We start from the raw sequence: 5,297 nt of genomic DNA, 5'->3' as shown, positions 1-5,297 counted from the left end.
GTTCCCACCACCACTCATTTTTAGGACTGCTTATCTAAGGCTCGTATGCTCCAATCCGGTAAGTCACCTCAGATATCAACGTTCCTACAAGCATCCTTTCCTTCCCCGACGATAGAGCACTCCACCAGCAAGGGCTCCGACTCCCGCGAGCGAGACGACCAGAACACCTGAAGTGCCAGTACGAGCAACCTTCGGACGCTCGGGCTGTTCCACGTTGAGGGTTTGCTCAGCTGCATTGATATCTCGATGGAATGCGATTCGCTGATCACCGAGAAATAGATCTTCGAAGACGACAACTTTCTTTGCTTTGATGTCTTCTCCCTGAACATTAATCATCACCTCTGCACAGCCAGACGCTGTCTCAGCAGTGAAATCAGCTGTTCCTTCTACCAGTCGACCAGCTGCATTCAATGGTTCACCGCTTTCTCGGTCAACCACAATTGCTTTCAGGGAGTATCGTTTCCCTGCCTCGAGGCCTTCATAGCACACCTGGTCAACGATCTTGGATGGCCCCAAGCGGCCTATGATCTGGTCACCATCACCCCCATCACGAGCACGAGTTGCCAGGCGAATAATCGAGGGTGCTTGTCGCGTGTACTGTTCATGCGGATCCTCGACACTGGAACGGAATGCTTCAACGCGACCGTCACCGTCAAACTCTGTTGTAAACACGTAAGTTCCGATACGCTGCGGGTCTACTGTGAATCGCAGATCGCCAAGCGATGGATAGTATCCATTCTTTGCAGGGAGCTCGACAGCTCCAATTTCCTCTGCCTTCTCCCGGTTTTCTTCAACAACCTCAAGGCCTTGAGGGAAGAAAAGCAGACGATGACGCATGTGGGATGTATCGGCAGCAATTCTCTCAGAACCACTCCAATGAGTATGCCCTTCTGGAAAACCGCTCACCCAGAGATCATCGATTAAGAAGTCTCCCCCATTGGTCTCTTTGAGCTGTGCGGCAGAGTGCATCTGAATTTTCCAGGGAATCACTTGAGTTTCATGAGCTAGCCCCAGCTGGTCGGCCCAATCGGCATGGATAAGAGGAGCGTATTGTCCCTGTGCTTCTTTGCTCACCCTCCATACCCAAGAAACAAATCCCGGTTTTGCCTGTCCTTCAGGAAGAGGAATACTGACCTGGCGCTCTCCTTCTCCGCGAAAAACGACCGTTGCGCGACCAAGAACTCGCATATCCTTCGAGATGAAACGTACATCCAAAGGCTCGTTTGGAGGTTCGCTCCCCAGATCGTAGGCAGTCCCTTCGAAGGTTACCGGTATTGGCCCGTGCTCATCATTGATCCACTTTCCGTCCCCGTAATTGGGATCTGCAAATGCCGTGACGGTATCACTCAGGGTATTGTCCTTCACGCTGGTTTGGGAAACTTGTGAGCGTCCCATGGGCTGAAAGTCCATGAGCACCTTCCAGGTTCCTCCCTTGAGGCTCTTTTCTTCCTTATCGCCACCCGGCCTGTTTCCATACGAGGCCGTATCCTGGGTTGCCGAGTTAACTCCGTATTTCGTGAGCGTCGAGCGCACAGGGTTTTCGTAGTTCCCTACCCATTTCACGGTTCCGTTGCCCGTCGCTTCCCACTCAAGATTGAGGGCATTTCCTTGCGTTTCTCCATCCCATCGGCTGGTACCCGTGGAAGTGAACCGTGCAGGTCCAATGAGCATGAGGTGGAGTTTGAGTTTCGGAATCCACTCCCCTTTTTCATTCTTCACGCCGAGGTCTTTGAGTAAACCACTGCGAGGAGTCTGGCTTTCTACGCTTCCATTTTCGTAGGTTGTAACAGCAGATTCCTTAGCTTGGCGCACGTAATCTTTTGCCCTGTCAAAAACTTGCGGCAGTTGACGGCGCACGCCGTCAACCAAACTATTGACGGAATCTTGAGTATTCTTTCCTGATTGTTCTCCTTCAAAATTCGCGTGAATCAGAAATGAGAGAGCTGCTCGGTTTTCTTGGTGTCGGTCGTCCTGGTAGCGATCAAGAAGCCACGCCATTTGCGCGGTCGATAGATCAAGCTCATCCGGCCCCCAGCGCTTGGATTCTCCCAAATCTGTAATCGATGCGGTGTCCTGCGGCTTGGGATTTGCTCGCCACATGTGAGTGCACCACACCGGGTAACGCGTCTCAACGTTGTGCGGTGCGGTGTAGGCCCCTAGCCAAAATCCTCCAGCAGATTGCGCTCCGACACCTTTAACGTACATGCCGTTTCCTTCAAAGAGCGCGTGCGCTGGCTGCGGATTCAACGCCAGTGTGCTGAGAGTTCCGATTGCCGTTGCAAAGACCAGTGCAACAGCTCCTTTTCTTGCACGATTTCTTGCACGATGCACCCAGCGTTTTTGAATATTTGGATGCCTCCCGATCATGGCTCATTCCTTTCGCAATCACTGGAGGTCGCTCCTCCATGATGCGAGGGTATGAGGATGTCTTATCGGCTCGGGACGAGGATGCAAAATCTGTGGATAACTTCTTTCTGCGCTTACTCTGTGGACAAGATTGCTGCTCAAGCAACGCGAAATCTTATGCAGAGATCAGCGGGTGAACGAAAAGTACTATGGATCAAGCACTGCCCACACTGCTGAGCAGTGCGGGCAGTAAAACTAAGGTTTGACGACGCTATTCGCGCACCTCACTTATGCGACCAAAAACGGATCACTGTCTGCGGCTGGCTAGAATTTTGGAATGATCGAGCCATCTCGCCCTGATAGGTGTAGTCATCCAAGAAGCGAGTAGAGGACGTCGGCAGGTACTGCGGGTCATCACCAAGGATAAAGTTGTAGACCTTCTTGTTGCCTTCCCATGAAAAATCCATTGCGTCATTGATCTGAACACCATCAGCCTTAGGAATCCAATAACGATGGGTCTTTCCATCAACCGGATTCACCCAATCGCCGTCCCACCAGTAGAGAGAATAATTCGCATCTTCAGGGATACCTCGATCAACCTTGCCATTGACTCGAGCGTAATTCACAACCAGATGCTGAGGCTCGTAGCCATCCCAGTCTCTACGTGGATTACTACCAATGCTCATACCGCGAAGTTTCATCTCTTCGGAGTTGAACGCAAAGTCTGAGCGAACATCCTCTGCAAAAGGACGCACGATGATGTTGTCGTAAAGATCAACGCCAGCAATGCGGCCGTTAACCTGAACTTCTTGGAAGTCGATGGCACCGCGGTGTCCGCCATAGTAGTCGTCCTGCGTACCACTGCGCACAATCTTGTTGCGCTGAATGCTAGCCCTCTTGTTTAACTTCAAGTTCCAGTCGAAATTATGACCGCCAAAGACAGTGTTTAGTCGAATACCTGCACCCTCAAAATTCCCCGTAATGAGGTTGTTCTCTGCCTTCTGCCCAGATCCGCCAAAGAAACCGATTCCGCCTGCGCGCCATCCGAGCTCGATCGTGTTGTGAGTGAACTCGATATTGTCGGTGTGACGAGCATTTGATACATATTGGACAGACTCACCAGGCAGCGACTGTGCATGGCTTGACCATGAGGCGAGGCCGTCATCGCCGTTCCCGCGAATATTCGAATTACGCACGGCCGAATCCCGACTTCCCTGTGAGTAGTTCAGGCCATCGGCAAAGTTATTGCGAATACGGGAGTGATCGACCAGCATGTGCTCTGTGTACTGCATTTGTTTTTCATTGACATAGTCTCCCATCCAGAATCCACACTCGAAGTGTTCAATCCACAGGTTTATAAACTGTGAGTTCTTGGTGACGCCTTGGAATCCCTTATAGTTGGCCCCTTCGTCGTAACGGGACTTGAGATTAGTCGACATGTAGAAGTCTCGGAACTGCAGGTCATGGCTGGTATGTTCAAGAACAATGCCACCGCTTGCCTTGTTCGGGTTACGGAAGAAGACATTCGTGTACCAGATGCCCGCACCTTGGACCGTCAGTTGATGGTTGTCATTCGGAGAATGCCGAACGACAAGCTGGCGATCAAACTCAAAGGTTCCACGCGGAATATACAGAGTCTTGTTCTCATCCGACGCACGCTTCAAAGCAGCCAAGAATGCATCAGAATCATCTTGTCCATCATTAGGGCGCGCATAAACCTTACGAGTTTCCCAAACACCCGGCGATTTCTCTTCAGTCACCGTCAAGTCATCATCAGTAACACTCACTGAATTAGCAGGACGCTGAATTTCCGGAAGCGCCTGCTCAAGCTCAACAAAATCAATGCCATAGACATAACCTTCACCCCCCATACGAACAACGCTAACCGTATCTCCCGGGTTTACCTGCCGGTTAAGCAAACCGTGAACCTCATCAAAAAGGAAGCGGGCATGTGCCGGGCCATTACCGGGATCTTTCTGCCATTCCTCGTCAAACACCTTGCTCTTCTGAACATACTGATACGCAGTTTCTGATGAGAGATTAAAAGTGGCAGCCGTCTCTCCGTTGACACGAATATCAACACTTCCGGCCGCGTGATCAGGAAGAGTGAATCGAAGATCAATTGCATTCCCGGGAACTTCGGCAGTGAAGCTCACGGAAGAATCCTTACCTTCGAGTTCAACATAGGACTGTTCGCCAGCTTCAATCGCCGTCGAGTCGAGCATTGTGTTGACAAGCTGACTCTCGTCAAGCGAGACGACGTGTGCACGGTCAAGTCGGCCACGCTCGGCCTCGTAACGGGTATAGGGGAAAGAGGCCCCATAGGTCGTGTCGTCACCGGCAGCAACGGCAGTGTTACCGCCCAGCGAAGGCACCATTGCAATGACAGCAGCCGCACCAACTGCGCCCACAATTTTTCGGCGTTTCATGAAGAAGTTTTTCCTTTGTATCGGCAGCGACACCACTTCCGCATATGAGATTGCGAAATTTGGTCGCCTCTAGGTGTCGAAATAGGCAGCCCGAGCGTTTTTACGGCTATGAGAAGGCCTATACGTTTTCAACCCTAAGGAAGCTTCGTGGGAGCATTTGTAAAGGAATCTTGATTCGGACTCATCATCTGCTACAAGATTTCTGCACGAATTCTTATGAATTACTTATACATTTCGATGCGCATAATTTAGCGGATTTACGCGCAAAGCGATGCGCATCAATGCGTAGCGAATCTTTGCTTCGAGTTACTCAGAAAGCACGCTTTCCGAAGCCTTGGAAGCGAACATTCACCAAGTTATTTTGCTGGATTTCTCGATTTCAACGTCTGTGGTCCTCTGCGTACATCCTTGACGCATCATTGGGCGGAGCACCGCCCTCAAAGACCATCAAAGCGCGAAATAACAACAGAAAGCCTCGGAACTTCAACGAAGTTCCGAGGCTAATTGTGGAGATGGGGGGAA

Annotated in this window: 2 protein-coding genes; both read right to left on the bottom strand. The window is 51.0% G+C overall.

The features are described from left to right. Nucleotides 1-84 precede the first annotated feature (84 nt). Entirely contained in the window at nucleotides 85-2,331 is a 2,247-nt protein-coding gene (locus QZR18_RS08160) for a VaFE repeat-containing surface-anchored protein (protein WP_295910891.1), read from the bottom strand. Between the two features lie 299 nt (nucleotides 2,332-2,630). Then, the gene (locus QZR18_RS08155; protein ID WP_178703820.1) at nucleotides 2,631-4,775 is read right to left on the bottom strand and encodes a pectate lyase; all 2,145 of its coding nucleotides are present in this window, start codon (nucleotides 4,773-4,775) and stop codon (nucleotides 2,631-2,633) included. Between the last annotated feature and the right edge of the window lie 522 nt (nucleotides 4,776-5,297).

The sequence above is a fragment of the uncultured Actinomyces sp. genome, assembly GCA_900541895.1.
GTDB lineage: Bacteria > Actinomycetota > Actinomycetes > Actinomycetales > Actinomycetaceae > Pauljensenia.
Note: the sequence above shows the minus strand (reverse complement) of the source record. Positions and strands in the feature narration are given on the sequence as shown.

What these genes read in the sequence shown, in the direction of transcription:
- QZR18_RS08155 (WP_178703820.1), bottom strand. Translation starts at nt 4,775, where the DNA reads ATGAAACGCCGAAAAATTGTGGGCGCAGTTGGTGCGGCTGCTGTCATT.